Raw genomic sequence first — 18064 nt, 5'->3', positions numbered from 1 at the left:
CCTCAATACGCGAACGAGAGTTGCTTGGGCTCATCGGAATCGGAGTCCGACGGTTCGTCTGGTGGCACGGCGTCGTAGGTCGCCGGCCCCTCGATCACATAGCGGCGCTGGAGCATGAACCACACCACGCCGAGAGCACCGTAGAGGAGGGTGAACCCGATCAACGTCACCCAGACGGTCGCCGCCACGTGATTGGACACACCGTCCTGCACGAGCATGTGGATACGGGTCGGATCGAGGTCGTCCTGCCAGTTGGGTGCGACCACCCAGGGCTGACGGCCCATCTCGGTGAAGATCCAACCGGAACTGTTGGCCAGGAACGGCGTAGGGATCATCCACAGCGCGAGGAGGCCGAATCTGCGCGATTCCACCACCCGTTTCTTCCTGGTCAGCCACAGCCCACCGAGGGCGACCACGACCGATCCGAGCGCCCAGGTGATCATCGCGCGGAATCCCCAGTAGGTGACGAACAGGTTCGGCGCGAAGTTCTGATTCGGCATCTGCAGCGCCTCCTCGTACTGCTCCTGCAGCTGATTCACGCCCTGCAGGGTGGAGTCGAAGGTGTGCGTCGCGAGGAACGACAGCATGCCGGGGATCTCGATGATGTGTTCGATGTTGTCGCAGTTGTTCTGCCTGCCGATCGACAGGACGGAGAACCCCGCACCGGTCTCGGTGTCGCAGAGCGATTCGGCCGCCGCCATCTTCATCGGCTGCTGCTTGAACATGATCTGCGCCTGGGTGTCCCCGGTGATGACGAGCGCGACACCGGCGACCAGGGTGAGCCACAACGCGAATCGCGTCACCGGCCGCCACAGCTGGTGGGCGTCTCGTTCGAGAGCCTCCGGCGTGGCGTCGATGTGGCTCGGTGACGTCGTCTTCGGCATGTCCGACGTGTCACCGGTCTCGATGGCCTCGCGCAGTTTCTTGGCGCGCCACATGTTGCGGGCCATCCACCAGCATCCGATCGCGGCGACGAACGTGCTCGCGGTCAAGAATGCCCCGGCTATCACGTGTGGGAATGCCGCCAAAGTGGTGTTGTTGGTGATGACCGCCCAGAAGTCGTTCATGGCAGGGCGGTTTCGGACGGGATCCCACTCGACGCCGACGGGATGCTGCATCCACGAATTGGCCGCGATGATGAAGTACGCGGATGCGTTCACCCCGATGGCCGCCAGCCAGATGCAGGCGAGGTGGACTCGACGCGGCAACCGTCCCCACCCGAAGATCCACAGACCGATGAACGTGGACTCGAGGAAGAACGCGACGAGTCCCTCGAGCGCAAGTGGAGCGCCGAAGACGTCGGCGACGAACCGGCTGTACTCGCTCCAGTTCATGCCGAACTGGAACTCCTGCACGATGCCGGTCGCCACACCCAGCGCGAAGTTGATGAGGAAGAGTTTCCCGAAGAACTTGGTGGCCCGCAGCCACTGTTCGTTTCCGGTGACATGCCAAACGGTCTGCATGACCGCGATCATCGGCGCGAGACCGATGGTCAGCGGGACCAGGATGAAGTGATAGACGGTGGTGATCCCGAATTGCCAACGGGAGACATCAAGAGCGTCCATGTCGCCTCTATCAGAGTCGGTGCACCGGGCTGCGGTGCACGGCTGGGCCGGTGTCGAGATGACTGCCGAACCGTTCCTACTACACACAGTAGTAGAGATACCCCTCCGACGCTACGCTGCACCGATCGGACGATTCAAGCGACCAAAGTCCTCATCGCACCGGGATTGAATTGTGGGCTGGATCCCGACCGCACCGATAGGCGACGTCGATCACGGCACCGATCACCACGAACTGCACGGACGTGCCACCATTCTCAATCAACGCAAATGGCGCGGTCCACCAATTGGGCGAATTCGTCATTGTTCGGTGACTCCGGCATCACATATCTGTTCAACGACGTGACCCGGGCGGCGAGCGCCACGCTGCTGACCAGCCAGACGGATTCGGCCGCGATCAGGTCGGCGCGGCGCAGCGGTTCGGCCCTCGTCGTCCATCCCTCCTGCGCGGCCGTCTCGAACACCGCACGTTGGGTGGTTCCCGGCAGGATGCCGAACTCCGCGGGCGGCGTCACGAGCGTCCGCCCGGTCACCGTGACCACGGTCGATCGCGGTCCCTCCAGCACCGATCCCTCGCTGCTGAGGTAGATGACATCGTCGAAACCCTGTGCGGCGGCGTGCCGCAACGCCGCCATGTTGGTCGCATAGCTCAGCGTCTTGGCCCCGAGCAACTGCCAGGGCGCCGCGTCGGCGAGGTCGGTGGAGAACCCCCGCTCGAGGGTCACCACCGAGATGCCGTCGGCGCGGGCGGTCCGGACGCGATCGGCGACCGGGCCGACCATCACGTACGCGGTGGCACCGGCGTCGGGACTGCTTTCCCGCCCTCGCGAGTAGACGAGGCGCAGCCAGGCCTCACCGGCTCCCCCGGCACTCGCCGACCATTGCTTCTCGGCCACCTCGATGGTCGAGCGCCACGCGTCACGGTCGGGAGCGGGCAGATCCATCATGTCCGCGCTGCGCTGCAGGCGATCGAGATGAGCGCCCACACGCCGGACGCGGCCGGAGCGGATCAACAGCGTCTCGAACACCCCGTCGCCACGCAGCGCTGCCAGGTCGTCGGCGTGCAGGAACGGGGCGTCGGAATCATGGACCGTACCGTCGAGAGTCACCAGGATCTGCTGCGCCATGACGTCGAGGCTACGGGCCGGGCGGGGCGCGCGGCTGTCATCACCGGCGGCCGTGTGGGCGTGTCGACCCGTAGAATCGACACGTGACCGCGTCACCCATTCTGACCAGGCAATCCACCCACGGTGCCGTTCCCGGCCCGACCGCAGCCGACGGCCCGGACGACCTCGTCGAGGTCGCCTGGCATTACGGGGATCCCCTCGGCGAACAGCGCACCGCCGAACGCTCGGCCGTCATCGTCGACCGATCCGATCGGGCCGTCCTCGAACTCCCCGGCCCCGAACGGCTCACCTGGTTGCACACGATCTCCAGCCAGCACGTCCAGGGTCTCCCGGACCGTACGAGCGCCGAGAACCTGTCCCTCGACCTGAACGGGCGGGTGGAAGAGCATTTCGTCCTGACCGATGTCGACGGCGTCACCTGGATCGACACCGAGGGCGCTCGCGGCGGGCCCCTGCTCGACTTCCTCACCAAGATGGTGTTCTGGGCCCAGGTGCAACCCGGCGCTCGGCCGGACATGACGGTGCTCACCCTCATCGGGCCCGACGTCGTCCGCGGCCCGATCGCCGAGCTCCTCGAACTCACCCCGGACGCCCCCGTGTACGCCGCGGGCGACCTCCCCGAACTCCACCACGAGGAGGAGCCGATCGGTTTCTGGCGAGTGATGCCGCCGATCGGCGAGGGCGGACGCATCCCCGTCGTCGACCTCGTCATCCCCGAGTCCTCGGCCGACGCGTGGTGGACGCAACTGACCGACGCCGGGGCCCGCATGGCAGGCACGTGGGCGCACGAGGCCCATCGCGTCGCCGCGCTGCGCCCCCGATTGGGCGTCGACACCGACGACCGTACGATCCCGCACGAGGTGAACTGGATCGGCGATCCGTCCGAGCAGGGCGCGGTCCATCTCGACAAGGGGTGTTATCGCGGGCAGGAAACCGTTGCGCGTGTGCACAATCTCGGCAAGTCGCCACGCAGGCTCGTGCTGCTGCACCTCGACGGCAGCGCCGACGAACGCCCGGTCCCGGGCGATCCGGTGACCGCGGCCGGCCGTGCCGTCGGTCGCGTCGGCACCGTCGTGGACCACTTCGAACTCGGCCCGATCGCGTTGGCCCTGGTGAAGCGTGCCGTCGGCGCCGACGTCGATCTCCTCGTCGACGGCGAGCACCCGATGAGCGCACGGATCGATCCCGACTCCGTACGTGCCGACGATCGTCCGCAGGCCGGGCGCGTCGCCATCGAACGCCTCCGACGCGGTCCGGCCGACTCGTGACGAGAGCACCCGACGTCGGCGTGGTGCTGGCCGTCTGCGCCGCGACCGACGATGTGATGCTCGACAAGATCGGTGCCAGTGGCATCGACAAACGACCCGTCGTCGGCCGGGCGACCGTGGGGGAACTGGGCCTGACCTCCGACCACAGCGTCGACACCAGACATCACGGTGGAATCGACCAGGCGGTCTACGCCTACAGCGAACACGAGGCACGCCGCTGGGCGGACGAACTCGGACGCCCGCTCCCGCACGGCTGGTTCGGCGAGAATCTTCGGATCGACGGCATGCCGGTGACCGACGCCGTCGTCGGCGAGCAGTGGGCCGTCGGCGACGACGGGCTGCTCCTCGAGACGACGATCCCGCGCACTCCGTGCCGCACCTTCGCGGTGTGGTCGGGTGAGGCACAGTGGGTCAAGAGGTTCATGGATCGCGCCGATGTCGGCGCCTACCTGCGTGTTCTGCGTCCCGGCACGGTCGGAGTGGGCGACACCGTCAGCGTCGTCGCGCGACCCGACCACGGCGTGCTGGTGCGTCAGCTGTTGCCGACCGTCGAGGCCGATGACGACGGGTTGTCGGCGTTGCTGTCCGCCCCGGATCTACCCGCCAAGGTCCGACGAGAAGCGTCGCGCAGACTCGCCCGCGTCTGAGTGTTCGACCCGCCGTGATCACGTCGTCGCAACTGGTCGCGGCGTCGTCGGCAGGGCGATCCGCATTATCGAGACGAGCGCGCTAAACTGGGTCCCACGACAGAATCATTACCTAGAGAACGGGGCCGCCAAGTGTTTGGCCGCCCCGTCATTGTGCGAGGGGGTCCCAGATGGGCCGCGGCCGGGCAAAAGCAAAGCAGACGAAGGTTGCTCGTCAGCTGAAGTACTCCACTCCGAACACCGACTTCGACAGCTTGCAGCGCGAGTTGTCCGGGTCGGAGGACGCGGCGCCGGAGCGCCGTGATCCGGTGGATGAGTGGGCCGACGAGGACGAGTGGCGTCGAGCCTGACGCCTCCGACGTCGGTATCACCCTCCCGTCGTTGCACCGATCTCGGTGCACAACACTGTAAGCCACACCTGAGCGGTTCGTCGTTGGCACTGTCCTCCCGTCGGACCCTCGGGTGTGGTTGTGTGCTGTGCTGACGGGCAGGCTCCCCAGGCCGACCGGGTCCAGAGTTTCGCCGACCGTGCCCTGTTTCGAGCCGATCGTGCCCGGAATCGGGCTGTGGGGCATGAGATGAGATCGATTCAGGCCCTTGGCCTTTCGCCGTGGACCCGGTCAGCGAGAATCTGGGCACGCTCGGCGAAAGCCTGGACCCGGGCGGCGTGACTCTGGACACGATCGGCGCGAACGTAACGCCGGATCGGCGATACCGTCAGAGGCGATACCGTCAGAAGCGGGGGTGCTCTCCGGTCAGCGCGACCCGGGGCAGATCGTGATTCTTGGGTTCCGACGACCGCTTCACCGATCCGAGGACCCAGTTGTCGACGTGCCGGGCGGTCAGGACCGCCTGTGCACGCTCGGTGTCCTCGGGCGCGACGACGGCAACCATGCCGACACCCATGTTGAAGGTCCGTTCCATCTCCTCGCGCGCCACACGACCACGCTGCGCGATGAGGGCGAACACCGGCGCGGGCGTCCAGGTACCTCGTTCGAGCTCGGCGACGAGACCGCCCGGGATGACGCGTGCGAGGTTCTCGGCGAGTCCGCCGCCGGTGATGTGTGCGAACGTCCGCACATCGGTCTCGGCGGCAAGCGCGAGGCAGTCGCGTGCGTAGATCCGGGTCGGCTCCAGCAGTTCTTCCCCGAGCGACCGGCCGAATTCCTCCACGTGCCCTTCGAGGTCCATGTGCCCCCATTCGAGCAGCACCTTGCGCGCCAGCGAATACCCGTTGGAGTGCAGGCCCGACGATCCCATCGCGATGACCACGTCCCCGGGACGGACCCGCTCCGGCGACAGCAGCGCGTCGGCCTCGACGACGCCGACGGCCGTGGCCGACAGGTCGTAGTGATCCTCGTCCATCAGTCCGGGGTGTTCGGCGGTCTCCCCGCCCAGCAGTGCGCATCCGGCGTCGACGCAGCCGTCGGCGATACCCGCGACGATCTGCGCGACCGTCTCGGGAACGACCTTGCCGACGGCGATGTAGTCCTGCAGGAAGAGGGGTTCGGCGCCACAGACGACGAGGTCGTCGACACACATGGCGACCAGGTCGCGGCCCACGGTGTCGTGCTTGTTCATCGCCTGTGCGATGGCCAGCTTGGTGCCGACTCCATCGCTGGCCGCGGCCAGGACCGGCTCGCGGTAGTTGCCCTTCAGCGCGAACAGCCCGGAGAAACCACCCAATCCGCCCATCACCTCGGGCCGCGACGCACGTTTGGCATGGGGTGCAAACAGTTCGACGGCCCGCTCACCTGCGTCGATGTCGACGCCCGCCGTGGCGTAGGACACCGGATCACCGGAGGTGTGCGAGTGGTTGGTCTGATTGTCGGCAGCCGAATCCCGATCGGTCATCTAGCTGAGCACCCCTTGTCGAAATCCAGATGGTTCGGATCCCCGGATGGTTCCCCAGGCTCCGTCGTCACGTGTTCGGGCAGGCTCGCGCTCTGGCGGTCACACACGAGTCCCCGACGGCGAATACGCTACCCGACGTCGGTCCGGCCGTACGGCTCGGTGTGGATGGATGTGGACGCCGCAGTCCAGGATGTGACGGCCCCGAGGTTCAGGGCCGCATCACCGCGCTCACGTTGTCGTTGGTGCCGGTCAGCGGATCGACGCGATCGGTGTCGCCGGCGGCGTTGGCCAGCATCTGCTCGAGCACCGCCTTGCCCATCGACGTCTCCTTCGGCAGCTCGATCGGGTACTCGCCGTCGAAACACGCCGCGCAGAGGTTGTCCGAGGTCTGATCGGTCGCGGCGATCATCTCGTCGATGCTGATGTATCCGAGCGAGTCGGCGCCGATGGCCTGCCGAACGCCTTCGACCATCCCGGCCTCGGATTCCATGCCGTTGGCGATGAGTTCGGCGGGCGACGCGAAGTCGATGCCGTAGAAGCAGGGCCAGCGGACCGGGCTGGACGCGATCCGGACGTGGACCTCGGCCGCCCCGGCCTCGCGGAGCATACGGATCAGCGCGCGCTGCGTGTTGCCGCGGACGATCGAATCATCCACGACGACAAGACGTTTGCCGCGAATGACCTCTTTGAGAGGATTGAGCTTGAGGCGGATGCCGAGCTGACGGATGGTCTGCGACGGCTGGATGAAGGTGCGCCCCACGTAGGCGTTCTTCATCAGGCCCTGGCCGTACGGGATTCCGGATTCCTGCGCGAAGCCGACGGCGGCCGGCGTACCGGACTCCGGCACCGGGATCACCAGATCGCCCTCGGCCGGATGTTCCCGGGCGAGCCGACGACCGATCTCGACGCGGGTGGAATGCACGGAACGGCCGTGGATCACGCTGTCCGGGCGGGCCAGATAGACGTACTCGAAGACGCAGCCGCGCGGGGTGGGCTCGGCGAAACGCGAGCTCCGCACACCGTCGGCGTCGATCGCGAGCAACTCGCCGGGTTCGATGTCGCGGACGAAGGAGGCGCCGACGATGTCGAGGGCCGCGGTCTCCGACGCGACGACCCATCCGCGGTCGAGACGACCGAGCGACAGCGGGCGCACACCATGCGGGTCGCGGGCGGCGTAGAGCGTGTGCTCGTCCATGAACGTCAGGCAGAACGCACCGCGCAGCGTCGGCAGCAGTTCCATCGCGGCCTGCTCGAGGGTGCTGTCGGCGGCGCCGTGCGCCAGCAGCGCACCCACCAGATCCGAGTCCGATGTCGCCGCCGTGCTCATCACACCGAGCGAACGAGCGCTGCTGGCGAGATCGGCGGTGTTGACGAGGTTGCCGTTGTGCCCGAGAGCGACGCCCGTTCCCGCCGTCGTCGTACGGAAGATCGGTTGCGAGTTCTCCCACGTCGTCGAACCGGTGGTCGAGTACCGGCAGTGCCCGATCGCCACGTGACCCGACATCGCGCCGAGGGTCTGCTCGTCGAAGACCTGGCTGACCAGACCGAGATCCTTGAAGACCAGGACCTGCGAACCGTCACCGACGGCGATCCCGGCCGCCTCCTGACCGCGATGCTGCAGGGCGTAGAGCCCGTAATACGAGAGTTTCGCGACGTCCTCCCCCGGTGCCCAGACGCCGAAGACGCCGCATTCCTCACGCGGTTCGTTCTCCGGTTCGTCGATCGGGGAAGCGGTACCGCAGGTACGCGCCGGTGCGAGGAGGTTCTTGTTGCTGATCGACAAGTCGGTCATTCGGGTGCGCTCCCTGGGGGCTGCGAGAGACGTCGCGACGTCGGTGGGCTGGGAGGACCCCGAGTTTACCGGTCGGTAGACGCCGATTGCGAATCATGCAGCGGCGGGGCGAGTCCGGATATTCCCCGTGTGAGGTGCGCCACGCGACCCGACCCGCCCGATCCCGCGCCGTCGCTGGCCATTGGCGCCGTCGGATCGAACCCGCCGCCTGTCCGGCGACCGGGGAGTGAACGTCGTTGCGGGAGCGATCACACCGGGAACAGTGGCATCCAGCGAGCGATCTCGCCGGCGCGTGACCCCGAGGCGCTGACCGCTCCCTGCTCGACCAGATCGGACAGCTCGGCGTCGCCGACCACGAGTCGCAACCAGGCGCGCGCATCGGTCTCCACCACGTTCGGCGGCGTACCCCGCGTGTGTCGCGGACCCTCGATGCACTGAACGGCCACGAACGGCGGGACACGCACCTCGACCGACGACCCGGGTGCGATCTGCGCGAGCGTGCGAGCACTCATCCGGACCGCGGCGGCGAGCGCCGGGCGTGCGGGTGCGGGTGACGAATCGTCACGGATCCAATCCACGACAGCGACGACCGCAGCGCGGGCCTCGCCCGGATCGATCGGTTTGCGCGCTGTCACGCCGACCATCATGCACCATGGGTCCATGGGCACCGACGTGGGCAAACGCGAGTTCACCGGCGAGGACCGGGTGCGGTTCCGGCGGCAGGTCGGCCGCGGGACCGAGGCGATCGCCCGGATGCTCGCCGACGGGCTGTTCACCGATCACGGGCAGCCACCGGAACCGCTACTGGGCATGGAGGTCGAGCTCAATCTCGTCGACGACGACATGAACCCGGCGATGGCCAACGCCACGGTTCTCGACGCCATCGCCGACCCCGACTACCAGACCGAGCTCGGACAGTTCAACATCGAGATCAACGTCTCCCCACGACCGTTCGTCACCGACGACACGATCTCCCTCGAACAGGCGTTGCGCACATCGCTCAACCGTGCGGAGAAGCGCGCGTCCCAGACCGACAATCATCTCGTGATGATCGGCATGCTGCCGACGTTGCGTTCCGAACACTTTGCTCATCAATGGATCTCGGCGAATCCTCGATACGATCTGCTGAACGAGCAGATCTTCGCGGCGCGCGGCGAGGACATCGAGATCGACATCAGCGGAATCCCGTTGGGCGAGAACCACTCTACCGAGCGACTGCACACCGCCATCGACTCCATCCTCCCCGAGGCCGCCTGCACCTCACTGCAACTCCATCTCCGGGTGGCGCCGGAGGACTTCGCCGCGCATTGGAATGCGGCGCAGAGCATCGCCGGCATCCAGGTCGCGCTCGCCGGCAACTCGCCGTTCCTGGCGGGCACGGCGCTCTGGCACGAGAGTCGCATCCCTGTCTTCGAGCAGGCCACCGACACCCGCCCGCTGGAGCTGAAGAACCAGGGGGTGCGGCCACGAGTGTGGTTCGGCGAGCGATGGATCAACACCATCTTCGACCTGTTCGAGGAGAACACCCGCTACTTCCCGGCGCTGCTGCCGGTCTGCTCGGACATCGATCCGATCGAGGAACTCGACGCGGGCCGCACACCGACACTCGACGAGTTGCGACTGCACAACGGCACCGTCTACCGCTGGAACCGCCCCGTCTATGACGTCATCGACGGCCATGCACATCTGCGCGTGGAGAACCGGGTCCTGCCCGCCGGTCCGACCGTCGTCGACACGATGGCCAACGCGGCGTTCTACTACGGCGCGGTGCGCGGACTCGTCGAGTCCGATCGCCCACTGTGGTCGCAGATGTCGTTCAACGCCGCCGCCGAGAACCTGCAATCGGGGGCCCGTGGCGGGCTGGAGGCCCAGCTCTACTGGCCGAATGTGGGCTGGGTCCGGCCCGATGAGTTGACGCTGCGCCGGCTTCTCCCGCTCGCCGATGCCGGCCTGCAGTCCTTCGGGGTGTCCGGCAAGGCGCGATCACGCTACCTGTCGGTGATCGAGGGCCGCTGCATCAACCGGCAGACCGGATCGGCCTGGCAGCGCAGGGCCGTCCTGGCCCGCGAGGACGCGGGCGACAGCCGTGACGCGGCGCTGGCGGGCATGTTGCGTGACTACGTCGACCTCATGCACGAGGGCGAGCCGGTGCACACCTGGACATTGTGAGCCGCATCACCTGTCACCGCGGGTCGTAGCGCACCCCACAACACCATCCACCCCGGGATGGTTGACCGTTACTTCACGTCACAGATACCTTCCTCCTATCGACTATGTCGTCCTGCATACATAGTTCTGCAGACATAGTCCGGGGAGGGGAGTTCAGGTGGCCGCATCGACTCAGAGTCGCGCACTGACCGTCGCGGGAGGGTGGATCCACCGGCATGCCGGGGTGGTCCTGCTCGTCTGGATCGCCGTCGCCGCCGGACTCAACCTCGCAGTCCCCCAGCTGGAACAGACGGTGGCGAGCCGTTCTGCCGATTTCCTGCCGCGCGACCTGCCCGCCAATCAGAGCCTCGAACGCATGGCCGCCGACTTCGGTGTGCCGGCGTCGAATGCGGTCAGCAGCGTAGTCCTGGTCGACGAGAGCGGGATCGACGCCGACGACGAACGCTATTACCGGGAGTTGTCGGCGCGCCTGGTCGCCGACAAGGACAACGTCGCCTACGTACTCGACACCTTCGGCAACCCGGTCACGCGCAGCATCGCACTGAGTCCCGACGGCAAGGCCGTCACCCTGCTCGTCGCCTCCGAGGGCTCGGTGGGCTCGACCCGGGCACACCACTCCACCAACGGGATCCGGGCACACATCGACGCCATCGCGAAACCCGAATCGCTCCGCGTCCACTACAGCGGCCCGACAGCGACTCTCGCCGACCTCTTCAGCGCCATCGACGTCTCGCTCCTGATCATCACCGGCGTCTCGATCCTGCTCATCACCCTGCTGTTGCTCATCGCCTACCGCGACCTGGTGACCGCGCTCGTCCCACTCGCGACGATCGGTATCACCCTCGCGGTGGTCCGACCGATCATCTCCGCGCTGGGTTCGACCGGCGCACTGTCCATCTCGAACTTCACGATCGCGATCATGACCGCACTGGTGCTCGGCGCCGGTACCGACTACGCGATCTTCACCATCGCCAACTACCACGAGGGACGCCGGGCGGGAGCGTCCGTCGGCGACGCCGTCGCCCGCAGCTCCGGGCGCACCGCACCCATCCTGATCGCCTCGGCGCTGACCATCGCCGCGGCCTGCGGGTCGATGATCTTCACCAAGATCGGGATGTTCACCACCGCGGGGCCGCCGACGGCCCTGGCCGTCCTGATCACCCTGGCGATCGCTCTCACCCTGCCCACAGCACTGCTCTCCCTCGCCGGGCGACGCGGCTGGGCCGAGCCCCGCGCCTCCACCGAGCGCGCCTGGCGCCGTCGGGGTGCCCGGGTGATCCGACACGCCGGGGTGTACACCGCTGCGGCACTGATCTTCCTCGTCGGCACGGCCCTGATCAGTACGACCTACCGCATGAACTGGGACGAGTCGGCGATGCCGGTCCGGCCGACGGACTCGACACGCGGTTACGACGCGGTGGCCGAGCACTACGGCCACAACGAGATCGCGCCCGAATACCTCACCGTGCGCGCCGATCACGACGTCCGCAACACCCGTGACCTGGCCGCGCTGGAGCTTGCCGCGATGTCCGTGGCAGCGATGCCGGAGGTCGCGGTCGTACGCTCGATCACCCGACCCGACGGCAAGCCGCTTCCCGAGGCCGCCACCGGATACCAGAGCGGTGTCGTCGGCGCCCAGCTCGGCGATGCGCATCGTCAGATGGTCACCGCGACACCCGAACTCAAGCGGCTCGCCGCCGGGGTCGGGGAGCTCGCGGCCGGCGCCGAGTCCGCGGTCACACGGATGCCCGAGCTCGTCGACGGCACCCGCGAGGTCACCTCGATGGCGTCCACGGTCCTCGACGGACTCGACCGCGCCGAACGGATCGTCGCCCTGTCCACCGACGGGCAGTCGCTGAGTCAGGTCCTGCCGACCCTCCGGGCGACGATGGCCTCGCTCACGACGATCGTCGCGGCCCTCGACGGACGCGATCGCGTGGCCACCTCGGCGCTGCGCCAGGTACAGACGACGTTCGGGCCGCTCCAGGGCGGACGACCCACGGCGGCATGCCATTCCGATGCCCGGTGCATGGCGGCGCGGGCAGCGTTCGCCGCTCTCGACCGCGCCCTCGGTGGTCGCGCCTCGGCTGCGCTCACCGAACTCGACGTCGCAGCAGATGCCGCGCCGGCCATCGTCGAACGGCTCCGGGCGCTGCTGCCCGAGCTGCGGGCGGCACTGCACACGGTCGACTCCCTGACCCGCCAGCTCGGCGGCCGCTCGAGCGCGGACATCCGTGCCGACCTGACCCGTCTGTCCGATGGTGTGACCGAACTCGCCGGCGGTATGGGACGTCTGGCCGACGGACTGCGGCAGGTGAAGGCGGGTACCGACAAGACCGTGGCCCTGACCGGGCAGCTGAACGACGGATTGCGGCGCGCATCGGAGTACCTGTCGACGATGGGGCACGCCACACGGTCCGGGCCCGGTGCGGGCTTCTATCTCCCGCCCGAGGCGCTGACCGATCCCCGGTTCGTCGAGGGCAGCAAGCTGCTGATCTCCCCGGACGGCCGAACCGCGCGCATGCTCGTCACCTGGAAGATCAACCCCTATGGGCAGGAGGCTCTCCGGGCCAGCCGCGAACTGCCGGACGTCGCAGCGCGCGCCCTGGCCGGGACGGTGCTCGACGACGCGGAGGTCTCCACCGCCGGTCTGGCGTCGCTGTCCGCCGACATGCAGGATCAGGTCCGTCGTGACTTCCTCCTGTTCGCGACCGTCGCCGTCGTGGCCGTGCTGCTCATCCTGATGGTGTTGCTCCGCAGTGTGCTCGCGCCGGTTCTGCTGGTGGCCACGGTGATCCTGTCGTTCGCCTCCGCCGTCGGCGTGAGCGTCCTGGTGTGGCAGCACATCATCGGTGTCGACCTGGACTGGTCGGTGATCCCGGTGTCGTTCATGGCGGTGATCGCGGTCGGCGCCGACTATTCGATGCTGTTCGCCTCACGCATCCGCGAGGAGTCTGCGCGTGGCGGCATGGTCCGCGGGATCATCCGCGGCTTCGGCAGCACCGGTGGTGTCATCACCACCGCCGGAATCGTGTTCGCGCTCACCATGTTCGCACTCATGAGCGGCACCGTGCTCAACCTCGTGCAGATCGGCTTCACCATCGCCGTCGGACTGCTGCTCGACATCGCGATCGTCCGAACCATCCTGGTGCCGGCCGCGATGGCCGTCGTCGGAGACCGGATCTGGTGGCCGTCGACGACGGCCCCTCGCCAGACGTAGCGGAAACCGTCTGCGGGCGACGATGTCGGCTACGTCTGCAACAGTCTCACCCGCGGGCGACCAACCCTCGCCCCGCCACCATCGGCAGGTCCAGCGCGGTCACCAATCCGGGTTTGGCATCCACCACGGCGGCAACCGAATTCACCAGTCGCATCGCGGTCACGATCATGCCCGACACGTTGTGGTCGCCGTTCTCGCCGTGGTGGGAGAACTCCACCTTCATCTCGGGCTCACCCGAGATGAGGATGCGGTAGCAGCCGTCCCCCTCGGCCGGCGTCGGCCACTCCGGACACTGATCGGGATGCGTGCGTGTGTAGTGCTCCAATACGATGCGATCGACACCGTCGACCTGGCCGACGACCTCGAAATGCAGTGCTGCCATGGTTCCCTCGGCGATGTCCACCGACACGGTCGGGCAGTCGCGGTCGGCGGCCACGCACTCGGTCCGTTCGATCAGCGGTTCGTCGAGCGTCAGGCCGAGTCCCGCCGCGAGTTGACGGACGACGCTGCCCCAGCCCATCGACAGCACCCCGGGCAACAGGAGCAGCGGCGTGGCATCCATCGGCTGCCCGAAGCCGAAGATGTCCTTCATGACGACGGGTTGGTAATAGGTGGAGTAGTCGGCGATCTCGAGGCATCGGATCTCGTCGATGCGCTGCGAGAGGCTGGTCATCGCCAGCGGCAGGACGTCGTTGGCGAAGCCCGGATCGATGCCGTTGACGTGCAGGCTCGCATTGCCCGTACGCCCGGCGGCGGCCACCCGGTCGAGCAGGTCCTGGTTGAGGATGCCCTCGGGGAACTGCAGCACGACGGGTCCGCTGGACACCACGTTGATCCCCGCCTCGACGAAGGAGATCAGGTCGTCGATGGCCTCGAAGATGCGGTCGTCGGTCATCGCGGTGTGCACGATGCAGTCCGGCCGCAGCGCGAGGAGCTCGTCGCGATCGTTCGTGGCGGACACCCCCAGGTCGCGTCCCAGGCCGGACAGATCCCCGGCGTCCCGGCCCACCTTCGCCGGGTCCGACACCCACACGCCGACGAGTTCCAGATCGGGATGGGCGTCGATCCCGGCGATGGCATGGCGTCCCACGGTTCCTGTCGACCACTCGACAACACGAAGAGTCATGCGCCCAAAGTAGAACATGTTCCAATTCCGGGGAGGCGTTTTCGCGCGGGCGATGGGATTGGTTCCAGGACACCTGCAGTGTGCCGAGCTCGCGTAGCGTCGAGGACCGTGACCGACTCCTCTGCTCCGGTGGCGATCGTCCGCGGCGGCCACTCGACCGCCCTCAAGTGGCATCGTGCACGACGCCGGGCCGGTGACCCGGCGTTCACGGCGCGCCGCATCGTCGAGGGGATGCGGGCCGGCGCCGCGGTGGAGATCGACCTCGTGATCCATGCCGACCGCGGATTCGCGGTCCTGCACGACCGCGACGTCGCGCACGGCACGACCGGCCGCGGTCACATCTCGCAGCTGTCGGCCGACCAGGTGCGATCGCTCTTGCTCCGCGCCGACGACGGCACGCCCCTCGACGACCCGGTGCTGCTGGTCGAGGATCTCGCCGAGATCCTGTCCGACGTCGACGTGCATCCGGACGCGCTGCTGCAGTTGGACTTCAAGGAAACCGCGGCAGACCTCGACGAGCGCGCGGTGACGACGTTCGCCGACGCCGTCGCTCCCTTCGCCCGCAGCGCGATCCTGTCCTGCGGGGACGCAGCGGCGGTGGCGCTGCTCACCGACCCCGTCCGCGACATCCGCATCGGCTTCGACCCGTGCCACGGCGGTGCCGTCGACCGCGTGCTGCGCTCCGGGCGCTTCGACGAGTTCGCCGACGCGGCGGTGGCGGCCTCACCCCGCGCGGAGATGGTCTACCTGGAACGGCGTCTCGTCCTGGACGCCGATCGGCGCGGACACGACCTCATCGCGGCGTTCCACGATCGCGGACGCACCGTCGACGCCTATACCGTGTACGCCGCCGACGACGCGTCGGTCCGCGACGTGCTGCGGCTCGTCGAACTGCGGGTCGACCAGATCACCACCGACGACGCCGAAGGTCTGCTCGCCGCGATCGGGTCGCCGATCGACTGATCGTCGCGAACCGGCTCAGCTGAACAGCGCGGGCAGCGTGGCCTCGTGGACGTCGCGGAGCTCGTCCAGGGTGATCTCGAACTGATCCTGCACCGACACCGAGTCGCTGCCCTGGTCGACCACACCGATGCGCACCCACGGCATGCCGCGGGCATCGAGCATCGAGGTGAACCGCGACTCCTCGGTGCGCGGTACGGCGACGACGGCCCGGCCCGACGACTCCGAGAACAGCCACACGAACGGGTCGGCGTCCTCGGGAAGCAGGATGCGGCAACCGGTCTCGCCGGCGAGTGCCGACTCGACGACGGCCTGGAACAACCCGCCCTCGGACAGATCGTGTGCGGCCGAGACGAGTCCGTCGCGCGAGGCCGCCACCATGATGTCGGCGAGCAACCGCTCCCGCTCGAGGTCGACCTGCGGCGGGACACCACCGAGGTGGTCGTGTGCGACCTGCGCCCAGATGGACCCGTCGAACTCGTCGCGCGTCTCGCCGAGCAGGATCAGGGTCTCCCCCGGTTCCGTGCCGAAGCCGGTCGGTACGCGACGGTGCACGTCGTCGATCACGCCGAGCACTCCGACGACCGGGGTCGGCAGGATGGCCGTCGAACCCGTCTGGTTGTAGAAACTGACGTTGCCACCGGTGACCGGGATGCCCAGCTGCGCGCAGCCGTCGGCGAGACCGCGTACCGCCTGCTGGAACTGCCACATCACGGCCGGATCCTCCGGCGAACCGAAGTTGAGGCAGTTGGTGACCGCCTTGGGCGCGGCGCCCGAGACCGCGACATTGCGGTAGGCCTCCGCGAGCGCGAGCTGCGCACCGCGGTACGGGTCGAGGAAGGTGTACCGACCGGACGCGTCGGTGGCCAGTGCGATGCCGCGTCCCGACGCCTCGTCGATCCGGACCATGCCGGAGTCGGCGTTCTCGGCGAGCACCGTGTTGCCGCGGACGTAGCGGTCGTATTGCTCGGTGATGAACTTGCGGCTGCACAGGGCGGGCGAGGCCACCATCTGCAGGGCGGTGTCGCGCAGCGCGTGCGGGGTGTCGGGACGCATCAGCGGCGCCGACGTCGACTCGATGACCCCGTCCTGCCACTCGGGACGGGCCACCGGACGCTCGTAGACGGGACCGTCGTGGGCGACCGTGCGCGGCGGCACGTCGACGACGGTCTCACCGTCCCACGTGATCACGAGGTGATCGCCGTCGGTGACCTCACCGATCACGGTCGCGAGCACATCCCACTTCCGGCAGACGGCGAGAAAGGCGTCGACGTTCTCCGGCGTCACCACCGCACACATGCGCTCCTGCGATTCGCTCGAGAGCACCTCGGCCGGGGTCATGCCCTCGGCGCGCATCGGCACCTTCTCGAGGTCGATGTGCATGCCGCCGTCTCCCGCGGCGGCCAGCTCCGACGTCGCGCACGACAGACCAGCACCGCCGAGATCCTGGATACCGACGACCAGCCCGGCGTGATAGAGCTCGAGGCAGCACTCGATGAGCACCTTCTCGGTGAACGGGTCGCCGACCTGCACACTCGGCAACTTCTTGCGATTCGGACCGGCGTTGTCGCCGGAATCATCGAAGGTCTCCGACGCCAGCACCGACACGCCGCCGATGCCGTCGAGCCCGGTGCGCGCACCGAACAGGATGATCTTGTTGCCCGCGCCCGACGCGAACGCCAGGTGCAGATCCTCGGTGCGGAGCACGCCTGCGCACAGCGCGTTCACCAGCGGGTTACCTGCGTAGCTGGGGTCGAAGACGGTCTCACCGCCGACGTTGGGCAGGCCGAGGGAGTTGCCGTAGCCGCCGACACCGCGGACGACGCCGTCGACGACGCGGCGCGTGTCCGGAGCATCCGCGGCGCCGAAACGCAGCTGATCCATCACCGCGATCGGGCGGGCGCCCATGGCCATGATGTCGCGGACGATGCCGCCGACGCCGGTCGCCGCACCTTGATACGGCTCGACGTAGCTCGGGTGATTGTGCGACTCGACCTTGAAGGTGACCGCCCAGCCATCGCCGATGTCGACCACACCGGCGTTCTCGCCGATGCCGGCCAGCATGCTCGCTCGCATCTCCTCGGTGGTGGTCTCACCGAAGTACCGAAGATGCACCTTCGACGACTTGTAGCTGCAATGCTCCGACCACATCACCGAATACATCGCGAGTTCGGCGTCAGTGGGTCGACGGCCGAGGATCTCACGGATCCGCGCGTACTCGTCGTCCTTCAGTCCGAGCTCCCGGAACGGCTGGGGTTGATCGGGGCTGCCGGCTGCGGCTGAAACGGTATCCACCTGCGCACTCACTCTGACAAGTGTAGGTGAGGCACCCACATGGC

At 67.8% G+C, this 18064-nt stretch carries 13 protein-coding genes; 6 read left to right on the top strand and 7 right to left on the bottom strand.

Annotated elements, in window-relative coordinates:
* Positions 1–2: 2 nt before the first annotated feature.
* Entirely contained in the window at positions 3–1565 is a 1563-nt protein-coding gene (locus QSJ19_RS08060; protein WP_286319545.1) for a cytochrome ubiquinol oxidase subunit I, read from the bottom strand.
* Positions 1566–1819: 254 nt separating this feature from the next.
* The gene (locus QSJ19_RS08055; RefSeq protein WP_286319544.1) at positions 1820–2689 is read right to left on the bottom strand and encodes an aminodeoxychorismate lyase; all 870 of its coding nucleotides are present in this window, start codon (positions 2687–2689) and stop codon (positions 1820–1822) included.
* Between the two features lie 83 nt (positions 2690–2772).
* On the opposite strand from QSJ19_RS08055, the gene ygfZ reads away from it, so the two are divergent.
* The 3 genes from ygfZ (at position 2773) to QSJ19_RS08040 (ending at position 4954) form a co-directional block, all read left to right on the top strand.
* Positions 2773–3957 carry a CAF17-like 4Fe-4S cluster assembly/insertion protein YgfZ gene (ygfZ, locus tag QSJ19_RS08050; RefSeq protein WP_286319543.1) on the top strand — a complete coding sequence of 395 codons (1185 nt, stop codon included), beginning with the start codon at positions 2773–2775 and terminating at the stop codon, positions 3955–3957.
* Positions 3958–4013: 56 nt separating this feature from the next.
* Positions 4014–4604 (top strand): MOSC domain-containing protein, encoded by a 591-nt coding sequence (locus QSJ19_RS08045; RefSeq protein ID WP_286319673.1) that lies wholly within the window; start codon positions 4014–4016, stop codon positions 4602–4604.
* Positions 4605–4774: 170 nt separating this feature from the next.
* Positions 4775–4954 (top strand): DUF3073 domain-containing protein, encoded by a 180-nt coding sequence (locus QSJ19_RS08040; protein WP_286319542.1) that lies wholly within the window; start codon positions 4775–4777, stop codon positions 4952–4954.
* Between the two features lie 382 nt (positions 4955–5336).
* Here QSJ19_RS08040 and purM read toward each other — a convergent pair whose 3' ends face one another.
* The 3 genes from purM to QSJ19_RS08025 all read right to left on the bottom strand — a co-directional run bounded on the left by purM (position 5337) and on the right by QSJ19_RS08025 (position 8885).
* Positions 5337–6458: a phosphoribosylformylglycinamidine cyclo-ligase gene (gene purM / locus QSJ19_RS08035; protein ID WP_286319541.1), complete on the bottom strand. Its 1122-nt coding sequence runs from the start codon at positions 6456–6458 to the stop codon at positions 5337–5339.
* A 208-nt stretch (positions 6459–6666) separates the two neighbouring features.
* Positions 6667–8250: an amidophosphoribosyltransferase gene (purF, locus tag QSJ19_RS08030; RefSeq protein WP_286319540.1), complete on the bottom strand. Its 1584-nt coding sequence runs from the start codon at positions 8248–8250 to the stop codon at positions 6667–6669.
* A 248-nt stretch (positions 8251–8498) separates the two neighbouring features.
* The gene (locus tag QSJ19_RS08025; protein ID WP_286319539.1) at positions 8499–8885 is read right to left on the bottom strand and encodes a sterol carrier family protein; all 387 of its coding nucleotides are present in this window, start codon (positions 8883–8885) and stop codon (positions 8499–8501) included.
* A gap of 25 nt (positions 8886–8910) precedes the next feature.
* On the opposite strand from QSJ19_RS08025, the gene QSJ19_RS08020 reads away from it, so the two are divergent.
* Both QSJ19_RS08020 and QSJ19_RS08015 read left to right on the top strand, forming a co-directional pair.
* Complete coding sequence (locus QSJ19_RS08020; RefSeq protein ID WP_286319538.1) at positions 8911–10419, top strand: glutamate-cysteine ligase family protein; 1509 nt, start codon at positions 8911–8913, stop codon at positions 10417–10419.
* Between the two features lie 157 nt (positions 10420–10576).
* Entirely contained in the window at positions 10577–13639 is a 3063-nt protein-coding gene (locus tag QSJ19_RS08015) for an MMPL family transporter (protein ID WP_286319537.1), read from the top strand.
* A gap of 46 nt (positions 13640–13685) precedes the next feature.
* Here the strand turns inward: QSJ19_RS08015 and QSJ19_RS08010 are convergent, their stop codons facing one another.
* Positions 13686–14765 carry an NAD(P)H-dependent amine dehydrogenase family protein gene (locus tag QSJ19_RS08010; protein WP_286319536.1) on the bottom strand — a complete coding sequence of 360 codons (1080 nt, stop codon included), beginning with the start codon at positions 14763–14765 and terminating at the stop codon, positions 13686–13688.
* 108 nt (positions 14766–14873) lie between these two features.
* Between QSJ19_RS08010 and QSJ19_RS08005 the strand changes: the two genes are divergently transcribed.
* Positions 14874–15728 carry a glycerophosphodiester phosphodiesterase gene (locus QSJ19_RS08005; protein WP_286319535.1) on the top strand — a complete coding sequence of 285 codons (855 nt, stop codon included), beginning with the start codon at positions 14874–14876 and terminating at the stop codon, positions 15726–15728.
* A gap of 15 nt (positions 15729–15743) precedes the next feature.
* Here the strand turns inward: QSJ19_RS08005 and purL are convergent, their stop codons facing one another.
* Positions 15744–18032 carry a phosphoribosylformylglycinamidine synthase subunit PurL gene (gene purL, locus QSJ19_RS08000; RefSeq protein WP_502876115.1) on the bottom strand — a complete coding sequence of 763 codons (2289 nt, stop codon included), beginning with the start codon at positions 18030–18032 and terminating at the stop codon, positions 15744–15746.
* Positions 18033–18064 lie beyond the last annotated feature (32 nt).

Source organism: Gordonia sp. ABSL11-1, assembly GCF_030315685.1.
Lineage (GTDB): Bacteria > Actinomycetota > Actinomycetes > Mycobacteriales > Mycobacteriaceae > Gordonia.
The sequence above is the reverse complement of the archived record's forward strand: the minus strand, read 5'-3'. Positions and strand labels throughout refer to the sequence as shown.